An 18,901-nucleotide genomic window follows, 5' to 3' on the forward strand; every position below is an offset into this window, starting at 1 on the left:
GTATCAGGACTCCCGGCTACGAGCACACATCATCGTCGCTTCGCAAACAACTTTGCCGTCAACCAGCGCTACGCCTTTGAAGCGAGTCAGGCCACGACGCGTTTTTTCAAAAGTGACTTCCATGATCATCTGATCACCAGGCACGACAGGGCGCTTAAAGCGCGCTTCATCAATACCCGCGAAGTAATACAGCTCACCTGGCTCCAGTTTGCCGACGCTTTTAAACGCCAGAATACCGGTAGCCTGAGCCATCGCTTCCAGAATCAACACACCCGGGAAGATAGGCTTACCAGGGAAGTGTCCCTGGAAAAACGGCTCGTTCACGGAAACATTTTTCACTGCGCGCAGAAAACGACCTTCTTCAAAATCCAGCACACGGTCTACCAGCAGAAACGGGTAGCGGTGCGGCAGAAGTTCTAAAATCTCTTCAATATGCAGAGTATGAGTGTCAGTAGTCAAAATACTCTTCCTGTCAAAATGTACTGATAACAATAATAACACGGCCTGCCGGTTTATTAGAAAGCCGACAGGCCGGGAAAAATAGCGTTCAACGGATGACGCTTAATCTTGTTGATCGATCTTACGCTCAAGAGACTTGAGGCGCTTGCTCATATCATCAATGTTCATCACCAGAGCTGCTGTTTTACGCCATACCTTGTTGGGTTGTAGCGGAATACCTGAGGAATAGACGCCAGGTTCAGTGATAGGACGCATTACCATGCCCATTCCCGTCACAGTCACCTTGTCGCATATTTCCATATGGCCATTAATCACGCTCGCGCCGCCAATCATGCAATAACGGCCAATTTTCAGGCTGCCTGCCATGATGACGCCACCCGCAACCGCGGTATTGTCGCCAATCACAACGTTATGCGCAATCTGGCACTGGTTATCGATGATAACACCATTGCCAATGATCGTGTCGTCAAGCGCGCCACGGTCAATGGTGGTACAGGCGCCGATCTCTACGCGATCGCCAATAATAACGCGACCAAGCTGCGGGATCTTAACCCAGTTACCACGATCGTTAGCGTAACCAAAGCCATCAGAACCAATAACGGTGCTGGACTGGACGAGGCAATTTTCGCCAATTTCAACATCATGATAAACGGACACATTGGCCCATAAACGGGTCCCGGCGCCGATTTTCGTATTTTTCCCAACGAAGCAGCCCGGGCCAATGACGACGTTATCGCCCAGCACAACGCCGGATTCGATAACTGCATTCGCGCCAACGGCGACGTTGTTACCAAGCCTGGCCGTCGCATCAATCGCTGCACTGGCCGCAATGTTCTGGGCCGGCTGCGGCGTGGTATCAAGAATTTGAGCCATGCGTGCATACGTCAGGTAGGGGTTTTTCACTACCAGCGCGCTTACAGTGGCAAATGGAAGATCGTCCTGCGTCAGTACAACAGCTGACGCCTGGCATTGAGCCAGTTGCTCACGGTACTTAGGGCTTACCATGAAGGTAATCGTGCCAGCTTTAGCAGATTGCATGGACGCAACAGCGGTGATGACGATATCGCCATCACCGTGTAATTCTGCATCCAACTGCTGAGCTAAATCAGCCAGTCGAATTGAAGGCATTACTTATTTAACCTGTTTCAGAACATCAGCAGTGATGTCTTTAACATCTTTGCTGTTATAAGCAACGGCGTTCGCATCTACAACCAGATCGATACTCTGATCGGCAGCCACTGCTTTAACAGCAGTCTGAATGCGAGTTACCAGCTTGCCGCGTTCTTCGTTAGAACGACGCTGACGATCCTGCTCGAAAGCCTGCGCTTTCTGGGAGAACGTCTGGCGCTGAGCCATTACGTCTTTTTCCAGCTTGCTACGGTCGCTTGCTTTCATGGTAGAACCATCACGCTGCAGACGCTGCATTTTGGACTGAAGATCGTTTTCCATACCCTGCAGTTCGCTTGCACGGCCTTTGAATTCGTTTTCCAGAGTCGCAGAAACACCCGTTTTCTGTGCAACCTGCTGGAACAAATTACCCATGTTGACGATTGCAATTTTGTCTGCTGCCTGAGCAGAAGTTGCCATCGCTAAACCGAGACCTGCAGCTAATAACCACTTTTTCACAATTAACTCCTTACCATCCCATTGGCACCAGAAGGTACCGTTCTTTGCGTGGCAAGGCGACCGTGTAACCGATCGCCAGTTGTCAGCGCTACACTGCCAACGCATTCCTTTGCAGCGGATTATTACCAGGTTTTACCAATGTTAAACTGGAATTGCTCCGCTTTGTCTCCATCATATTTCTTAAACGGCTGGGCGTAAGAGAAGACCAACGGCCCCAGCGGTGACATCCATTGTAATGCGATACCGGCAGACATGCGAATATTGCTCGGATCGCTGTAGTCAGGAATGCCTTCTGCGCGCATCTGGGCAGTATTCTGCCAGTTGGTATCCCACACGGTACCGGCATCCCAGAAGAAGGACGTACGGACCGAGTTCGCATATTTATCACTGATAAACGGCGTTGGCGTGATGAACTCCAGGCTGGCAACGGCCATGGCGTTACCGCCCACCGCGTCATTGGAGCTACAGACTTCTGACGAGGAAGACTTATCACAGTTATCTTTGTCGTTTCCGCCGTAGTAAACCGCTTTCGGACCAATGTTGTTGGACTGGAAACCACGAACGGTGCTGGAGCCACCCGCATAGAAGTTTTCATAGAACGGCAGTTCTTTGCTACCCAGACCATCGCCATAGCCCCAACGGGTACGACCCAGAACCACCCACTTATGATCGTCATCGATCGGGAAGTAGGACGCGGTATCCAGCGTGACCTTATAGAACTCGTTATCGGAACCCGGCACGGTAACTTTACCGTTCAGGTTGACGCGAGAACCTTCCGTTGGGAAGTAACCACGGTCGAGACGGTTATAGGTCCAGCCGTAGTTAAAGGTGAAGTCATCCGCCGCGAAGCCATTGTCATTACCATTTTTACTGGTTGACTGGCCGATAGAGTCCAGATAACGCCACATCGCCACCTGCGGTTGCATGTTGGACAGGTCGTTATGCACGTAACCCAAGCCTGCACGCAGGGTGTTGTATTCGTTAACCGGGAAGCCAAGCGTACCGTCTACACCGTAACTCTTGTTGGTGTATGAAGACAGGTCCGCGTCATCTGCTTTAAAGTCGTTATAGAAGATACGACCGCCCAGGCTCACACCGTCTACGGTGAAGTATGGGTTAGTCACAGAGAACTCAGAGTAGGTCTGGTAGTCGTTTTTGGTGCCGTTAATACCGACAGAGTAACCCGTACCCAGCCAGTTATCCTGCTGCACGCCTACCTGGAAGCTGACGCCGCTTTCAGTACCGTAGCCCACACCGAAGTTGAAGCTACCGGTGTTGCGCTCTTTCACTTTATATACGACATCAACCTGATCCGGGCTGCCCGGTACGCGCTGGGTATCGGTATCCACCGTTTCAAAATAGCCCAGACGGTTCAGACGCTCTTTACCCTGATCAACGAGGTCGCTTCCCAACCATGCGCCTTCCATCTGACGCATTTCGCGACGCAGAACGGAATCTTTGGAGGTGTCGTTACCGACGAAGCGGATCTTACGCACGTAGAAACGGTTGCCCGCATCCACATTCACGTGCAGCTTAACGGTTTTATCCGCGTCATTGATTTCCGGCTGAGTCTGTACGCGCGGATAGGCATAACCGTAGCGGCCGAGCAGCTTCTTAATGCTGTCTTCCATTTTGGTTACCTTGGAACCGCTATACAGATCGCCCGGCTGAATTTTGGTCAGCGATTCGATTTCAGCAGAATGCCCCGCCAGGTTACCACTCACTTCAACACCAGAAAGCTTGTACTGCTCGCCTTCAGTGATGTTAACCGTAATGTAGATACCTTTTTTGTCCGGAGTCAGACTGACCTGAGTCGAGTCGATGTTGAAACGCGCATAGCCACGATCGAGATAGTAGCTGCGCAGGGTTTCGAGGTCACCCGCCAGTTTCTGTTTCTGGTATTTGCGATCGCCCACCACGTTCCACCATGGCACTTCATCGCGCAGCTGGAAGGTGGAGATCAGTTCGTCGGTGCTGAACGCGTGGTTGCCGACAATGTTGATCTGCTGGATCTTCGCAGAAACACCTTCCTGGAAGACCAGCTTCAGGTCAACACGGTTACGCGGCAGCGGAGTGACAACCGCTTTCACGCTGGCGCTGTATTTACCGACGCTGTAGTAGAAGTCTTCCAGACCTTTTTCAATGTCTGAAAGGGTTGTGCGGTCCAGGGATTCACCCACACGAACACCGGATGCTTCAAGGTTCTGCTTGAGCATGTCATCTTTCACCGACTTGTTACCGGAGAAAGTGATACTGGCAATCGTTGGACGTTCTTTTACCTGTACCAGCAGCGTATCACCATCGCGCAGGACGCGAACGTCCTCAAAGTTGCCGGTGGCAAACAGAGCACGGATGGTGTTACTGATATCATCATCATTTACCGTATCGCCGGGGCGTACAGGCATACTGAGGAGGGCCGCACCAACGGCGACACGCTGGAGGCCTTCGAAATGAATGTCTTTCACTACGAACCCGTCAGCACCGTATACGGTGGCGCTGCTAAACAGCAGCGACGCTATGAGCAACTTTTTCATCGCCATCGTTATTATGCGTTCTTCCTAACACTCTCTTACAACCGAGAGAAATCATTGAAAAGTGCAAGCCCCATTAACAGCACCAGCAAAATCGAGCCAATGCGATAACTAAAGTCTTGAACTCGCTCGGATACCGGTCCGCCTTTTAGCTTTTCAATCGCCAAAAACAGCAGATGACCCCCGTCTAAAACGGGAAGCGGGAACAGGTTGATTATCCCAAGGTTCACGCTAATGAGCGCGAGGAACATGAGATAGTAAATCACCCCGAATTCTGCTGACATCCCAGCCCCCTGAGCAATCGAAATTGGCCCACTGAGGTTGTTCAGTTTCACATCACCGGTTATCAATTTCCCCAACATGTTGACCGTCAGCTTCATCAGTTGCCATGTTTTATCCGTGGCTTCAAGGATGGCGCTGAACGGCCCATACTGGCGTATTGTCTTGTACTCATCTGGCAGCGGGATCACTTTTGGCACAACGCCTGCGAACCCTTCTGCCTTTTTGCCGACCGACTTCGTATCCGGGATCAGCGTCAGCGAAAGCGGACTGCCTTGCCTTTCAACTTCCAGCGCGAGAGACGTTCCCGGATTATCGCGCACCAGAGTAACAAAGGTCATCCACTCTGTTAATGGTTGACCATCGACTTTAACGATCCTGTCGCCCGCTTGCAAACCCGCTTTGCTCGCCGCCGAATTTGCCTGTACTTCGGCTAATACCGGCTCAATCTGCACACCGCGTGGACGAATGCCCAGCGCAGCAACGGGATCCTCTTTGTCTGGCTCGAAACGCCAGTGACGTAAATCGAGTACTTTGTCCTGACGCGTATCTGAACCAAACGGCGATACGCTGATGGTGGTCTGCGGATCGCCAATTTTGGCTACCAGCTGCAGTCGCACGGCATCCCAATCAGGGGTTTCGATGCCATCAATCGCTTTAAGTTCCATCCCGGATGTAATTTGCGCACTCGCCGCGATGGAGTTGGGGGCAATTTCACCCACCACCGGACGTACGCCAGGGACGCCGATGATAAACACCAGCCAGTAAGCGAAAATCGCAAAGATGAAGTTGGCTACCGGTCCGGCAGCAATGATGGCGGCGCGTTGTCCAACGGTTTTATTGTTGAATGCGCTGTGTCGCAGCTCAGGAGCGACAGGCTCGACGCGTTCGTCGAGCATTTTGACGTAGCCGCCCAGCGGGATAAGGGCGATGACAAATTCCGTGCCGTGGCGGTCGGTGCGCTTCCAGAGTGATTTCCCAAAGCCGATGGAAAATCGCTCTACGCGCACGCCACAGCGGCGAGCAACCCAGAAATGGCCAAATTCATGCACGGTAATCAGTACACCCAGTGCAACAATGAACGCCGCCAGATTCCAGAGAATGCTCAGCATAAAACCTTCCGTTAAATCGTCCCGAATACCAGTAAAAGCAAACACGCAAACACTGGAACAGCCGCTGTCAGGCTATCAATGCGATCCAGTATACCGCCATGCCCTGGAATCAGGTGTCCGCTGTCCTTAATCCCTGCTTCACGCTTAAACATACTTTCGGTTAAATCACCGAGCACGGAGGCAAGCGCAGCAAAAATCGAGCACACCAGCAGTATTGACGGTGCCACTTCAAGATTCGCCCAGACGCCGTAGCCCCAGGAGATGATCGCTGCCGTAAACAAGCCGCCGATGAATCCTTGCCAGGTTTTGCCCGGAGAAACCTTCGGTGCCAGCTTATGTTTGCCAAACAGTTTACCAAACATATAGGCCCCGGAGTCAGCCCCCCAGACCAGAATCATCACATAAAGCAGCCAGATCGCACCGCTGTAGTGGTTTTCGTCGTAGTGCCAGGCTCGCAGCGCAACCATACCCCAGAAAAAAGGAATAATTGTGAGCAAGCCAAAAATCAGACGCAGCACTTTTGAATTACGCCACAATGCCGCGGAACCCGGATAAAAAAGAACCAGCAACAGCGCGGCAACCCACCAGGCCAGCGATATCCACAAGGAACCGGCAACCAGGGGCTGATGAATATCATGGTGATATTCAGGTAACGTAAACAGCATTATGGCCAGGATAAAGCCACAAAGTACCGCAAGCCATACTCGCTGAGTGCGCGAGGTAAAGCCGCTAAACTGTCCCCATTCCCACGCGGCGAGCATGCACACCACCAGCGTGACAATAGCGAATCCCACCGGGGGCAGTAAAAACAGCGCCGCAATGACAATGGGTATTAATACAAAAGCGGAAATCAGGCGATACTTCAGCAAAAGCTACCCCCATCAGGCTTTGTCGCCACCAGGCTCGGTGCCGCCGAAACGACGCTCTCGATTGGCAAAGGCATGCAGCGCACCTTCAAAGTCTTGTTCATCAAAATCGGGCCAAAGAACATCTGTAAAGTAAAGTTCGGCATAGGCAATTTGCCATATCAAAAAGTTACTTATGCGATGTTCCCCCCCTGTCCTAATTACCAAATCCACAGGTGCCTGTTCATTCATGCAGACTTGCTTGCTCAGCGCCTCTTCATCAATCTGGTCGGGTCTCAACAGCCCTTCCTGAACCTGTTCGGCCAGATGCCGAACGCCCTGGATAATATCCCAGCGTCCGCCGTAATTCGCCGCAATATTCAGCGTCAAACCGGTATTATTTTCCGTCAGCGCTTCAGCTTTGCGGATCCGTTCCTGCAAACGTGAGTTAAAACGACTGGTATCGCCAATGATACGCAGGCGGACGTTGTGGCGGTGCAGGCTTTTTACTTCGCTGTCTAGCGCCCACACAAACAATTCCATCAACGCAGTCACTTCCTGCAGAGGTCGATTCCAGTTTTCACTGCTAAAAGCATAGAGCGTTAACGCATCAATGCCGTTGTTGGCGGCAAAAGAAACGGCGCGACGTACGGATTTCGCCCCCGCTTTATGCCCAAAGGCTCGTATCTTCCCTTGTCTTTTCGCCCAGCGGCCATTGCCATCCATAATGATTGCTACATGACGGCAGCCATGAGCTGGCAAATTTTCGCTTATTGGTTGATTCGCAGACAACATAACGCGTTTTTTGTCCCTGAAAAGGATTTAACGGTACTCAGGAATACTGAAGCCTATACATAAAAAAGCCGTGTCAAACCACGGCTCACCTGACCACATTAAGTCAAATACCTGCGATCAGGTGGCGCAGACTATATCACTGAAGCCCAACGCTAACAAATAGCACGACGACTAGTGCTTGCTTTATCACCAGCTTGCGAGACGTGTCACCTGTTGGCGCGCAATATTACGCGCAGCTGCATCCACCGCCAGCACCTCTTCCACGCTTTGTGGTTCGCGCAAATCCATCATCTCAAGTACCGATAAATTAAGCGACGCGATATCGGTAAAACGAATTTGCTGATTCAGAAATGCCTCAACGGTAATTTCATTAGCTGCATTAAGTGCCGTCGTCGCCGCCTGCCCCTGGTCAAAGGCATTCATCGCAAGCTTCAGACAAGGATAGCGGTCGTAGTCTGGTTCACTGAACGTCAGAGAATTTAGCTTGCAGAAATCAAGCGGCTTCACGCCGGATTTCACTCGATTTGGCCACGCCATTGAATGGGCAATCGGCGTACGCATATCCGGCTCGCCCAGCTGTGCCAGCACGCTGCCATCCTGATAACGCACCATCGAGTGAATCACCGATTGCGGGTGAATCAGTACTTCCATCTGTTTCGCTGACGCATTAAACAACCAGCGCGCTTCAATGTATTCCAGACCTTTGTTCATCATGGTGGCAGAATCAACGGAGATTTTACGCCCCATCGACCAGTTCGGATGACGGCACGCCTGATCCGGTGTCATCGCACGCAGTTCAGACAGTGGCGTTTCACGGAATGGGCCACCAGACCCGGTAAGTAGAATAGACACTACGCCATTCTGCTCCAGGTCAGCGTACCCCAGGTTCTGTTGAAAAGGTTGCGGTAAACTCTGAAAAATCGCGTTGTGTTCGCTGTCGACCGGCAGAAGACGCGCACCGCGCTGCTTCACCGCATCCATAAACAGGCGTCCGCAGGTGACCAGCGACTCTTTATTGGCCAGCAAAACATCCTTACCGGCATCAATCGCGGCAAGCGTCGGCAGCAGCCCTGCCGCGCCGACAATGGCCGCCATGACCTGATCCACCTCATCCAGCGCCGCCATCTCGCAGGCAGCCTGCTGGCCACTCAGCACCTCGGTTCGACTGCCCTTTTCACGCAGCTGTGCTTTCAGCAGACGCGCGCTTTCTTCGTCATCCATCACCGCATAGCGGGGCGCAAACTCCAGGCACTGCTCGGCCATTCGCTGCACATTCTTACCGGCCACCAGCGCTGTCACGGTGTAAAGTTCAGGATTATGGCGAACGACGTCGAGAGTGCTGCAACCGATAGAGCCGGTTGAGCCGAGGAGTGTTAAATGCTTCATGAGATGCCCGAAAAGTTAGACCAGATAAAAGCAAAACGCCGCCAGCAAGACCCGAAGTCCTTCTGAACGGCGTTTATCAGTGTACGACAGAAATCAGAACTGCATCAGTTCCGCTTCTTTTTCTGCCAGCGCCGCATCAATTTTCTTGATGGCCGCGTCGGTCATTTTCTGAATGTCGTCCTGAGAACGACGATCGTCATCTTCGCTGATCTCTTTTTCTTTCAGCAGTGCTTTCACTTTATCGTTCGCGTCGCGACGGACGTTACGCACGGATACACGACCCTGCTCAGCTTCGCCACGAACCACTTTGATAAGATCTTTACGACGCTCTTCCGTCAGCGGAGGCAGTGGAACGCGGATGTCAGCGCCCGCAGAGCTAGGGTTCAGTCCGAGGTCAGAGGCCATAATCGCTTTCTCAACGGCCGGGCTCATAGAGCGGTCGAATACGTTGATTTTCAGCGTACGGGTATCTTCTACCGTGACGCTCGCCAGCTGGCGCAGAGGCGTTGGCGTACCGTAATATTCTACGATGATGCCATCCAGCAGGCTTGGGGAAGCACGGCCAGTACGGATTTTGCTGATTTGGTTTTTGAACGCTTCTACGCATTTGTCCATGCGTACTTCAGCATCTTTTCTGATGTCGTTAATCACGTTACGAATCCTTGAAAACTTGTCTCAGGCAGACTATCCGCCAGCACAGCGCTACAGGTGTGCTAAGTATAGTCGCGTTTAATTCATGACAACGCCAAAGGCGCGCCCGGGTAAGATACCACTACAAAATAAAGCGGAATCTTACCTGTATTTATCGTCAACGGAAATTATTCCGTGATCAAAGTGCCTTCTTTTTCGCCCATGACCACGCGACGCAGTGCGCCAGGCTTGTTCATGTTGAAGACACGGATCGGCAGTTTGTGGTCGCGAGCCAGCGTGAAGGCGGCAAGATCCATCACTTTCAGCTCTTTATCCAGCACTTCGCTGTAGCTCAGCTGATCGTACATGGTGGCAGAAGGATCTTTTGCCGGGTCGGCAGTAAACACGCCGTCTACTTTGGTCGCTTTCAGTACCACATCGGCTTCGATCTCGATACCGCGCAGGCAGGCAGCGGAATCGGTTGTAAAGAACGGGTTACCCGTACCGGCGGAGAGGATCACCACGCGGTTATTGCGCAGCAGGCTGATGGCTTCTGCCCAGCTGTAATTATCGCAAACGCCATTCAGGGGAATCGCGGACATCAGGCGGGCATTCACATAGGCGCGATGCAGTGCATCACGCATTGCCAGGCCATTCATGACGGTTGCCAGCATACCCATGTGGTCGCCCACAACGCGGTTCATCCCCGCTTTCGCCAGACCAGCACCACGGAAAAGGTTGCCACCGCCAATGACCACGCCAACCTGGATACCCAGTTCGACCAGTTCTTTGATTTCCTGTGCCATGCGATCAAGGATGCTTGCGTCAATACCGAAGCCTTCCGATCCCTGCAGCGCTTCGCCACTCAGCTTAAGCAGAATGCGTTTGTACACGGGTTTTGCATTGGTAGCCATGTTTCTTTCCTGAGACTGTCAACGATTAAGATGGGGGTTAATTCTGGCGACATGATATGCCGCAAATCAGCACAGCGATACTGGAGCCTGTCTGATTTCCTGTGACGGGTGACAAAAAGAAGCCGCCCTCAGGCGGCTCCTTTTCAATCATTAAGACTGCTTGGACATTGCAGCAACTTCTGCTGCGAAGTCAGTCTCAACTTTCTCGATGCCTTCGCCCACTTCGAAGCGGATGAAGCCAGTTACGTCAGCGTTGTGCTCTTTCAGCAGCTGAGCAACAGACTTGCTTGGGTCCATTACGAATGGCTGGCCAGTCAGAGAAACTTCGCCGGTGAATTTCTTCATGCGGCCTTCAACCATTTTCTCTGCGATTTCTTTTGGCTTACCAGACTGCATCGCGATGTCCAGCTGAACCTGGTACTCTTTCTCTACCACTTCAGCAGACACGTCTTCTGGCTTAACGAATTCTGGTTTGCTTGCAGCGATGTGCATTGCCAGCTGTTTAACCAGCTCTTCGTCAGCGCCTTTAGCCGCAACCAGAACACCGATACGTGCACCGTGCTGGTAAGAGCCCAGAACGTCGCCTTCCAGAGAAGATACGCGACGAATGTTGATGTTCTCACCGATTTTAGCAACCAGCGCAACACGTTCTTCTTCGAACTGTGCTTTCAGAACTTCAACGTCAGTGATTTTACCAGCAACAGCTGCGTCCAGAACTTTGTTAGCAAATGCCTGGAAACCACCATCTTTAGCAACGAAGTCAGTCTGGCAGTTAACTTCCAGAATGATGCCGTAGTTGCCGTCGATCTTAGTGATGATCACGCCGTCAGCAGCAACGTTGCCTGCTTTTTTAGCTGCTTTGATCGCACCGGATTTACGCATGTTTTCGATTGCCAGCTCGATGTCGCCGTTCGCTTCAGTCAGCGCTTTTTTGCAATCCATCATGCCTGCGCCAGTACGCTCGCGCAGCTCTTTTACCAGGGATGCGGTAATTTCAGCCATTCTTAAATCCTCGGGAGATGTGAACTGCCCGGCCGGGGGCCAAACAGTGTAAATTGAAAAAAGGGGCCGGTAATGGGCCCCTATTCATACACGGTACTAATAAGGGGTAAAACCTTATTATTCAGCTTCTACGAAGCTTTCTTCCGCCTGAGAAGCCAGATCCTGGGAACGGCCTTCACGAACGGTAGCAGCTACAGCGCTCAGGTACAGGCTAACAGCACGGATTGCGTCGTCGTTACCCGGGATAACGAAGTCAACACCGTCCGGATCGGAGTTGGTATCAACGATAGCGAATACCGGGATACCCAGGTTGTTAGCTTCTTTGATTGCGATGTGCTCGTGGTCTGCATCGATTACGAACAGCGCGTCTGGCAGGCCGCCCATATCTTTGATACCGCCCAGGCTGTTTTCCAGCTTGTCCAGTTCACGAGTGCGCATCAGCGCTTCTTTCTTAGTCAGCTTGTCGAAAGTACCGTCCTGAGACTGGGTTTCCAGATCTTTCAGGCGTTTGATGGACTGACGAACAGTTTTCCAGTTGGTCAGCATGCCGCCCAACCAGCGATGGTTCACGAAGAACTGATCGCAGCTGTTAGCAGCATCTTTCACAGCTTCGCTTGCAGCGCGCTTAGTACCAACGAACAGAATCTTACCTTTACGGGAAGAGATCTTGTTCAGCTCAGCCAGGGCTTCGTTGAACATTGGTACAGTTTTCTCAAGGTTGATGATGTGAACTTTGTTACGCGCGCCGAAGATGAAAGGCTTCATTTTCGGGTTCCAGTAACGGGTCTGGTGACCGAAGTGAACACCAGCCTTGAGCATGTCGCGCATGGAAACAGTTGCCATGTTTAAAACCTCTATATTGAAAGTTGGGGTTATGCCTCCACGTATCCCATATTACCGACCCCGAAGGGCACCCCGGAATATGTGCCGATACGTGTGTGTTGTTACACAAAGTGAGATTTGTCGCTTCCGTCCAGCCTGTGTATCTGAGATGGATCGGAAGTCCGGCGCGCTTTATACCACAAAACACGACCAGAAACCAACAGTTGTTGGCGGAGTGTGCTGTTAATGATTCTCAATTTGGCACGGAGCGTGCCTGACTGATACCATTGACGACACTTAGACTAGTATTGTCGAAAAAATCGACACCGATGGACAGATTACATGGCTATCTCTATTAAGACTCCTGAAGAAATTGAAAAGATGCGCGTCGCCGGTCGTCTGGCCGCGGAAGTGCTGGAAATGATCGAGCCGTTCGTGAAGCCGGGCGTCAGCACCGGTGAACTGGACCGTATCTGTAACGACTATATCGTGAACGAGCAGCACGCGGTTTCCGCCTGCCTCGGCTACCACGGTTTCCCGAAATCCGTCTGCATCTCTATTAATGAAGTGGTGTGTCACGGCATTCCGGATGACGAAAAACTGCTGAAAGATGGCGACATCGTCAACATCGACGTGACCGTCATTAAAGACGAATACCACGGTGACACCTCAAAAATGTTCATCGTTGGCAAGCCGACCATCCTGGGCGAGCGCCTGTGCAAAGTCACCCAGGACAGCCTCTATCTGGCACTGAAAATGGTTAAACCGGGTATTCGCCTGCGTACCCTCGGTGCGGCAATCCAGAAGTTTGTGGAAGCAGAAGGTTTCTCCGTGGTGCGCGAGTACTGCGGTCACGGCATTGGTCGCGTCTTCCATGAAGAACCGCAGGTCCTGCACTATGATGCGGATGACGGCGGCGTGGTGCTGCAAAAAGGCATGACCTTTACCATTGAGCCGATGGTCAACGCGGGCGACTACCGCATCCGCACCATGAAAGACGGCTGGACGGTGAAAACCAAAGACAGAAGCTTGTCTGCGCAGTACGAGCATACTATTGTGGTAACAGACAACGGCTGCGAAATTATGACGTTGCGCAAGGATGACACCATCCCGGCGATACTGACGCACGATGAATGATAAAAAAGCCGGCAAATGCCGGCTTTTTTAATGGCTATAGCTTTTTCTTATGGGTGGCGCACGATGAGTAATCTTTTACCCGAACAGTATGCTAACACAGCACTTCCCACCCTCCCCGACCAGCCCGATAACCCGGGCGTATGGCCGTCGCACGAGCTGACCTGCGCGCATATTAAAGCCCATATGGATGTTTTCCATCGCTGGCTGGGCAGCGCGTTCGACGCGGGCGTGTCGGCCGAGCAGCTCATTGAAGCGCGCACCGAATTTATCGACCAGCTGCTGCAGCGCCTGTGGATCGATTACGGGTTTGGGCAAATCAGTGATGTTGCGCTGGTTGCCGTCGGGGGCTATGGCCGCGGTGAGCTGCATCCGCTTTCCGATATCGATCTGCTGATCTTAAGCCGCAAAAAGCTGCCGGACGAACAGGCGCAAAAAATTGGCGAACTGCTGACGCTGCTCTGGGACGTAAAGCTGGAAGTCGGCCACAGCGTGCGTACCCTGGAAGAGTGTCTGCTGGAAGGGTTATCGGACCTGACCGTCGCCACCAACCTGATTGAAACCCGCCTGCTGATTGGTGACGTCGCTCTGTTCCTGGAGCTGCAAAAACACATCTTCAGTGACGGCTTCTGGCCGTCAGAAAAGTTCTTCGCCGCGAAGGTCGAGGAGCAAAATCAGCGCCACCAGCGCTACCACGGCACCAGCTATAATCTTGAACCCGATATTAAAAGCAGCCCCGGCGGTCTGCGCGACATCCACACCCTGCAGTGGGTCGCCCGCCGCCATTTTGGCGCCACTTCGATGGACGAGATGGTCGGCTTCGGCTTTTTAACCGAGGCCGAGCGAAACGAGCTGAACGAGTGCCTGCACCTGCTGTGGCGCATCCGGTTTGCCCTGCATCTGGAAGTCACCCGCTACGATAACCGCCTGCTGTTTGACCGTCAGCTCAGCGTGGCTCAGCGCCTGAATTATCAGGGCGAAGGCAACGAGCCGGTTGAGCACATGATGAAGGATTTCTTCCGCGTCACCCGCCGGGTGACCGAGCTGAACCAGATGCTGTTGCAGCTGTTCGACGAGGCCATTCTGGCTCTGACGGCGGACGAAAAACCGCGCCCGATTGATGACGAATTCCAGCTGCGCGGCACGCTTATCGACCTGCGCGACGAAACGCTGTTCATCCGCGAGCCGGAAGCGATTCTGCGGATGTTCTATACCATGGTGCGCAATAGCACCATCACCGGGATCTACTCCACCACCCTGCGCCATCTGCGCCATGCGCGCCGTCATCTGACGCAGCCGCTGTGCTATATCCCGGAAGCGCGTTCGCTGTTCCTGAGCATGCTCCGCCACCCAGGCGCCGTCAGCCGCGGCCTTCTGCCGATGCACCGCCACAGCGTGCTGTGGGCCTATATGCCGCAGTGGTCGCACATTGTCGGGCAAATGCAGTTCGATCTGTTCCACGCCTACACGGTGGATGAACACACGATCCGCGTGATGCTCAAGCTGGAAAGCTTTGCGAAAGAAGAGACGCGCTCCCGCCACCCGCTCTGCGTGGAGCTGTGGCCGCGCCTGACCCATCCGGAGCTGATCCTGATTGCCGCCCTGTTCCACGATATCGCCAAAGGTCGCGGCGGTGACCATTCGGTGCTGGGCGCACAGGACGTGCTGAAATTTGCCGAACTGCACGGCCTGAACTCGCGTGAAACGCAGCTGGTGGCCTGGCTGGTGCGCCATCACCTGCTGATGTCGGTCACCGCGCAGCGCCGTGACATTCAGGATCCGGAAGTGATCAAGCAGTTCGCTGAAGAGGTTCAGACGGAAAACCGTCTGCGCTATCTGGTCTGCCTGACGGTGGCCGATATCTGCGCCACCAACGAGACCCTGTGGAACAGCTGGAAGCAGAGCCTGCTGCGCGAGCTGTACTTCGCCACCGAAAAACAGCTGCGTCGCGGGATGCAAAACACCCCGGACATGCGCGAGCGCGTGCGCCATCACCAGCTGCAGGCGCTGGCGCTGCTGCGGATGGATAATATTGATGAAGAGGCACTGCATCAGATTTGGGCCCGCTGCCGCGCCAACTATTTTGTCCGCCATAGCCCAAACCAGCTTGCGTGGCACGCGCGGCATCTGCTCAAGCACGATCTGTCCCAGCCGATGATCCTGCTGAGCCCGCAGGCAACCCGCGGCGGGACGGAGATTTTCATCTGGAGCCCGGACCGACCTTACCTGTTTGCTGCGGTCTGCGCCGAGCTGGACAGGCGTAACCTGAGCGTTCACGACGCGCAGATTTTCACCACCCGCGACGGCATGGCGATGGACACCTTTATCGTGCTTGAGCCGGACGGCAGCCCGCTCTCGGCGGACAGGCATGAAGGGATACGTTTTGGTCTGGAACAGGCGATTACCCAGCGCAGCTGGCAGCCCCCGCAGCCGCGTCGCCAGCCGGCGAAATTGCGCCACTTTACCGTCGATACCGAGGTCAATTTCCTGCCGACCCACACCGACCGTAAATCGTTCCTGGAGCTGATCGCACTCGACCAGCCGGGGCTGCTTGCTCGCGTCGGCCAGGTTTTTGCCGATCTGGGAATTTCGCTTCATGGGGCCCGAATTACAACCATTGGCGAGCGAGTAGAAGATTTATTTATAATCGCCACCGCCGACCGGCGTGCCCTTAATAATGACCTGCAGCTTGAAGTGCAACAACGGTTGACAGCAGCCCTCAATCCAAACGATAAAGGGTGATATGTTTTTTAGTGAAATGGAAAGAGTAAACAATGCAGCAGTTACAGAACGTTATTGAGTCCGCTTTTGAGCGTCGCGCCGAGATTACCCCGGCAAATGTGGATACCGTGACCCGTGAAGCGGTAAACCAGGTGATTTCCCTTCTGGATTCCGGCGCGCTGCGCGTGGCAGAAAAAATCGACGGTCAGTGGGTCACTCATCAATGGCTGAAGAAAGCCGTGCTGCTCTCTTTCCGTATCAACGATAACCAGGTTATCGACGGAGCTGAAAGCCGCTACTTCGATAAAGTGCCTATGAAATTCGCTGACTACGACGAAGCGCGTTTCCAGAAAGAAGGCTTCCGCGTGGTACCGCCTGCGGCGGTTCGTCAGGGCGCATTCATCGCACGTAACACCGTGCTGATGCCATCCTACGTGAACATCGGTGCCTACGTTGACGAAGGCACCATGGTTGACACCTGGGCGACCGTCGGTTCCTGCGCGCAGATCGGTAAAAACGTTCACCTGTCCGGCGGCGTGGGCATCGGTGGTGTTCTGGAGCCACTGCAGGCTAACCCGACCATCATCGAAGACAACTGCTTCATCGGCGCGCGCTCTGAAGTGGTTGAAGGCGTGATCGTGGAAGAAGGCTCCGTGATCTCCATGGGCGTTTACATCGGCCAGAGCACCCGTATTTACGACCGTGAAACCGGCGAAGTTCACTACGGTCGCGTTCCGGCGGGCTCCGTAGTGGTTTCCGGCAACCTACCGTCAAAAGATGGCAAATACAGCCTGTACTGTGCGGTTATCGTGAAGAAAGTGGATGCGAAAACGCGCGGTAAAGTGGGCATCAACGAATTGCTGCGCACCATCGATTAATCGGGTATAACAAAAAGCGGGGGCAACCCCGCTTTTTTTATATCTGAGGGTGGCGAAAATAGATTTTTTCGTTAATTATTCAAAGGTTATGTTGAGATCAAGGGTACCGCTATGTACGATAATCTGAAAAGTCTGGGCATTACCAATCCTGATGAAATTGATCGTTACAGCCTCCGTCAGGAAGCCAATAACGATATTCTGAAAATCTATTTTCACAAGGACAAAGGAGAGTTTTTCGCCAAAAGCGTGAAGTTTAAATATCCACGCCAGCGTAAGACCGTTGTGGCTGACGGTGTAGGACAGGGCTACAAAGAAGTACAGGAAATCAGCCCTAACCTGCGCTATGTGATCGATGAACTCGATCAGATCTGCCAGCGCGACCGCACCGAAGTCGATCTCAAGCGTAAGATCCTTGACGATCTGCGTCACCTTGAAAGCGTTGTAACAAATAAGATCAGCGAGATTGAAGCGGATCTTGAGAAATTAACGCGGAAATAAAAGCAAAACGGCAATCCTTGATTGCCGTTTTTAGTGTTTGCGCCCTCTCCCCGTGGGAGAGGGATGGGGTGAGGGTACCAGACCGCACTCAGTCATCTCTGTTCGTCCAGCTGCAGCGCCACATACAGCAGCAGCCTGTCGTCAAAGTTTCCCAGATCCAGACCCGTCAGCTCTGAAATCCGGTTTAACCGATACTCAAGCGTATTGCGGTGAATAAACAGCGCCTTCGAGGTCGCCAGCGGCTGCACGTTATGGCGGAACCACGCCTGCAGCGTCCGGCGCAGCAGGCCGTTGTTGTCCATGGCTTTCAGACGCGCCAATGGCCGCGCCAGCTCATTGGCCTGCCAGCCCCCGCGCAGGCTGTCGAGCAGCACCGGCAGCATCAGATCCTGATAGAAATAGCTGCGGCTCTCCGGCATCCGCTGCTTGCCCACCATCATGGTGGTGCGCGCGGTACGCCAGGAGCGGGCGATACTGCCCGGCCCGGTAAAGTAGTTGCCCAGCGCAACGCGAAAACGCAGCTGGCCGTTCTCCTCCATCCGGGAGATCAGCTGCTCCACGCGACGACGATGATCGTCTGCATCCCAGCGGCCGAACGCATTGAGCGCCGGTTTGAGGACCACCATTTCCGTCAGAGAAACGATCGCCACCAGGTTATCGCGCTCCGGCGTCGCCAGCGCATTTTGCAGCTGCTGCAGCTCGGCCATCGCGCTGTCCACGCCAAGCTGGCCGCTATCGACCTCAATGACCGCCACCACGCGCGGCTGATTTAAATCGATCCCCAGACGCTGCGCCCATTCGCTGAGCGCAGGCGTATGCTCTTCCGCCTGAATAAGGTTCATTACCAGCTCTTCACGCAGGCGGCTGTCCTGAGCGAGCAGGTGCATCAGGCGCGACTGCTCCAGCATCATCTCTGCCGTCATACAGACCAGCTCACCGTATTTTCGCAGTGACTCGGGCTCGCCGGTGAGGCCAATTACTCCCACAATTTCGCCTTCAAGACGCAGCGGTAAATTGATGCCCTGACGTACGCCGTGCAGGTGTTTCGCTACCGCATCGTCGATATCCACGACCCGCCCCTGAGAAAGCACCAGCAGCGCACCTTCGTGCAATTCCCCAATACGCTCGCGATCGCCGCTGCCAATAATGCGCCCGCGGGCATCCATTACGTTGATATTGGTATCAATGATGCGCATGGTGCGCGCCACGATATCCTGCGCCATTTTGGTATCAAGATGCCAGCCAGCCATGTAACCCTCCCGTGAGCAG

General features: G+C 53.5%; 17 protein-coding genes. 4 read left to right on the top strand and 13 right to left on the bottom strand.

Annotated features, from left to right (window positions below; all coding sequences use genetic code 11):
• Window positions 1-3: 3 nt before the first annotated feature.
• The 12 genes from fabZ to rpsB all read right to left on the bottom strand — a co-directional run bounded on the left by fabZ (window position 4) and on the right by rpsB (window position 12,422).
• On the bottom strand, window positions 4-459 hold the full coding sequence (gene fabZ / locus ACZ6J2_RS11175; protein WP_010426706.1) for a 3-hydroxyacyl-ACP dehydratase FabZ: 456 nt from the start codon (window positions 457-459) through the stop codon (window positions 4-6).
• 102 nt (window positions 460-561) lie between these two features.
• The gene (gene lpxD / locus ACZ6J2_RS11180) at window positions 562-1,587 is read right to left on the bottom strand and encodes a UDP-3-O-(3-hydroxymyristoyl)glucosamine N-acyltransferase (protein ID WP_032644136.1); all 1,026 of its coding nucleotides are present in this window, start codon (window positions 1,585-1,587) and stop codon (window positions 562-564) included.
• Window positions 1,588-1,590: 3 nt separating this feature from the next.
• The gene (gene skp / locus ACZ6J2_RS11185; protein ID WP_032644135.1) at window positions 1,591-2,085 is read right to left on the bottom strand and encodes a molecular chaperone Skp; all 495 of its coding nucleotides are present in this window, start codon (window positions 2,083-2,085) and stop codon (window positions 1,591-1,593) included.
• 122 nt (window positions 2,086-2,207) lie between these two features.
• A complete protein-coding gene (gene bamA, locus ACZ6J2_RS11190; RefSeq protein WP_033144673.1) occupies window positions 2,208-4,625 on the bottom strand; it encodes an outer membrane protein assembly factor BamA in 2,418 nt (805 codons plus the stop codon).
• A 29-nt stretch (window positions 4,626-4,654) separates the two neighbouring features.
• The gene (rseP, locus tag ACZ6J2_RS11195) at window positions 4,655-6,007 is read right to left on the bottom strand and encodes a sigma E protease regulator RseP (RefSeq protein WP_471725738.1); all 1,353 of its coding nucleotides are present in this window, start codon (window positions 6,005-6,007) and stop codon (window positions 4,655-4,657) included.
• Between the two features lie 11 nt (window positions 6,008-6,018).
• Window positions 6,019-6,876, bottom strand: a complete 858-nt coding sequence (cdsA, locus tag ACZ6J2_RS11200) for a phosphatidate cytidylyltransferase (RefSeq protein ID WP_023310457.1) — start codon at window positions 6,874-6,876, stop codon at window positions 6,019-6,021.
• A 12-nt stretch (window positions 6,877-6,888) separates the two neighbouring features.
• Window positions 6,889-7,647 carry a (2E,6E)-farnesyl-diphosphate-specific ditrans,polycis-undecaprenyl-diphosphate synthase gene (gene ispU / locus ACZ6J2_RS11205; RefSeq protein ID WP_471725739.1) on the bottom strand — a complete coding sequence of 253 codons (759 nt, stop codon included), beginning with the start codon at window positions 7,645-7,647 and terminating at the stop codon, window positions 6,889-6,891.
• Window positions 7,648-7,833: 186 nt separating this feature from the next.
• Window positions 7,834-9,033: a 1-deoxy-D-xylulose-5-phosphate reductoisomerase gene (gene ispC / locus ACZ6J2_RS11210; RefSeq protein WP_471725740.1), complete on the bottom strand. Its 1,200-nt coding sequence runs from the start codon at window positions 9,031-9,033 to the stop codon at window positions 7,834-7,836.
• 93 nt (window positions 9,034-9,126) lie between these two features.
• On the bottom strand, window positions 9,127-9,684 hold the full coding sequence (frr, locus tag ACZ6J2_RS11215; protein WP_003856180.1) for a ribosome recycling factor: 558 nt from the start codon (window positions 9,682-9,684) through the stop codon (window positions 9,127-9,129).
• 167 nt (window positions 9,685-9,851) lie between these two features.
• Window positions 9,852-10,577: a UMP kinase gene (gene pyrH / locus ACZ6J2_RS11220; protein WP_008501910.1), complete on the bottom strand. Its 726-nt coding sequence runs from the start codon at window positions 10,575-10,577 to the stop codon at window positions 9,852-9,854.
• 150 nt (window positions 10,578-10,727) lie between these two features.
• Window positions 10,728-11,579 (bottom strand): translation elongation factor Ts, encoded by an 852-nt coding sequence (tsf, locus tag ACZ6J2_RS11225; protein ID WP_014882627.1) that lies wholly within the window; start codon window positions 11,577-11,579, stop codon window positions 10,728-10,730.
• Window positions 11,580-11,696: 117 nt separating this feature from the next.
• Window positions 11,697-12,422 carry a 30S ribosomal protein S2 gene (rpsB, locus tag ACZ6J2_RS11230; RefSeq protein ID WP_003856207.1) on the bottom strand — a complete coding sequence of 242 codons (726 nt, stop codon included), beginning with the start codon at window positions 12,420-12,422 and terminating at the stop codon, window positions 11,697-11,699.
• A gap of 321 nt (window positions 12,423-12,743) precedes the next feature.
• Here rpsB and map point away from each other — a divergent pair, with 321 nt between their 5' ends.
• The 4 genes from map to ACZ6J2_RS11250 all read left to right on the top strand — a co-directional run bounded on the left by map (window position 12,744) and on the right by ACZ6J2_RS11250 (window position 17,632).
• Window positions 12,744-13,538 (top strand): type I methionyl aminopeptidase, encoded by a 795-nt coding sequence (map, locus tag ACZ6J2_RS11235; RefSeq protein ID WP_448159162.1) that lies wholly within the window; start codon window positions 12,744-12,746, stop codon window positions 13,536-13,538.
• Between the two features lie 63 nt (window positions 13,539-13,601).
• Window positions 13,602-16,277 carry a bifunctional uridylyltransferase/uridylyl-removing protein GlnD gene (gene glnD, locus ACZ6J2_RS11240; RefSeq protein WP_109845538.1) on the top strand — a complete coding sequence of 892 codons (2,676 nt, stop codon included), beginning with the start codon at window positions 13,602-13,604 and terminating at the stop codon, window positions 16,275-16,277.
• A 32-nt stretch (window positions 16,278-16,309) separates the two neighbouring features.
• Complete coding sequence (dapD, locus tag ACZ6J2_RS11245) at window positions 16,310-17,134, top strand: 2,3,4,5-tetrahydropyridine-2,6-dicarboxylate N-succinyltransferase (RefSeq protein WP_008501915.1); 825 nt, start codon at window positions 16,310-16,312, stop codon at window positions 17,132-17,134.
• Between the two features lie 111 nt (window positions 17,135-17,245).
• Window positions 17,246-17,632 carry a DUF3461 family protein gene (locus ACZ6J2_RS11250; protein ID WP_014168696.1) on the top strand — a complete coding sequence of 129 codons (387 nt, stop codon included), beginning with the start codon at window positions 17,246-17,248 and terminating at the stop codon, window positions 17,630-17,632.
• 92 nt (window positions 17,633-17,724) lie between these two features.
• Here ACZ6J2_RS11250 and cdaR read toward each other — a convergent pair whose 3' ends face one another.
• Window positions 17,725-18,882, bottom strand: a complete 1,158-nt coding sequence (gene cdaR, locus ACZ6J2_RS11255) for a DNA-binding transcriptional regulator CdaR (protein ID WP_023310452.1) — start codon at window positions 18,880-18,882, stop codon at window positions 17,725-17,727.
• Window positions 18,883-18,901 lie beyond the last annotated feature (19 nt).

Source organism: Enterobacter sp. E14S, assembly GCF_055666685.1.